Source organism: Lentzea indica (assembly GCF_012184385.1).
GTDB lineage: Bacteria > Actinomycetota > Actinomycetes > Mycobacteriales > Pseudonocardiaceae > Lentzea > Lentzea indica.
Genome location: NZ_VSRL01000551.1, coordinates 1 through 1,281 on the forward strand (window position 1 = coordinate 1; position 1,281 = coordinate 1,281).

Annotated in this window: 1 protein-coding gene; it reads right to left on the bottom strand. The window is 70.4% G+C overall.

Annotated elements, in window-relative coordinates; all coding sequences use genetic code 11:
- A partial coding sequence (locus FXN61_RS49510) for an AAA family ATPase (RefSeq protein WP_167980649.1) occupies positions 1 to 1,169 on the bottom strand: 1,169 nt, incomplete at its 3' end.
- Positions 1,170 to 1,281: the final 112 nt, after the last annotated feature.

Sequence of the window (1,281 nt, forward strand, 5' to 3'; positions counted from 1 at the left end):
CCGACGTCGTCGAGCAGCTCGACGGCGGTGCCGAACCGGCCGAGCGCGGCGGCGTGCCGTCCCGCTCGGACCAGGCAGCCGACAGCTCTCGCCGTGTCCCCGCCGGTCGCCCACAGCTCGGCGATGAGCTCCAGCTCGTTGGGGCGCAAGGATTCCGTTGTTCTGGCCGCGGTGCGGGCGAGCGTCGCACGGGCTGTCGCCGTCATCCGGCCTCTGATCGCGTCGGCGGTGAGCGCGTGCCGGAACTGGTGGCCGTTGACGAGCTGCGCCCGTTCGGCGTCCTGCAACAGGTTCGTCGCGTCATCGACTCCCGCCACCGCCGCCACGACGTCGAGCGGGAACGTCCGTCCGAAGATCGCGGCGGCTTCCAGCAGCGCGACGCACTCGGGATCGAGCGCGTCCACCCGTTGCACCGTGGCCGCCGCGACCGTCGGCGGCACACCGGCCTGCAGATCGCCGTTGAGCAGCTCCTCGACGACGAACGGCACGCCGTCGGCGATCCTGGTGAGCTTGGCCAGCACGTCCGCGGGCGCCGGTTTACCGAGACGGTGGCGTGCCAGTTCGGCGACCTCGGCGTCCTTGAGTCCGTTGAGCCGCAACACGTCCGCGACCCGACGAGCCGCAGCCGAGTCCGCGAGTTGTTGCGCGGCATCGGGATGCGGCCGCAGTGTGGCCAGAAGCAGGACAGGCGTGTCCGTGAGGTTGTCGAGCAGGTAGTCCACGACCGCGAGCGTCTCGCCGTCCGCGTCGTGCAGATCCTCAAGCAGCACAACGGTTTTCTCCGCCGTGAGCAGCCGCAGGACCGCCTCCGCCCTGACCACGGCCGGATCCGGCACGCCGGCGGGCGCGTCCGGGGTCATCCGCAGCAACACGGGCAGATACGCGCCGAGCTGTTTCTCGTCGGGAGCATCCGTCTTGCGGAACGCCGACAGCACCGCCTCGCACAGCGCCCGCAGCGGCACCGCCCTGCTCGCTCTGCCTTTGAGCACGCGGAATCCGCGTTGCGAGGCGTGCCCGACGAGCTCGGACGCCAGCCGCGACTTGCCGATTCCCGGTTCCCCCACCAGGAACATCGCGCCACCGCGACGGTGCTCTGCCCGTGCCACCGCGGCCCGCAGTGCCGAGGTCTCCTCGCTCCGACCCACCAGCACCGGGGACTGGGACTGCATGGCGCCCGACAGTACTAGCTGTGATGTCCAGGGACGTTGTTCCGGTTTGGGCGGGTGACGGCCTGTCGTGAAGACAGGCGAAGGCCTCTGGTTGTGAAGTGGAGCTGTCTAG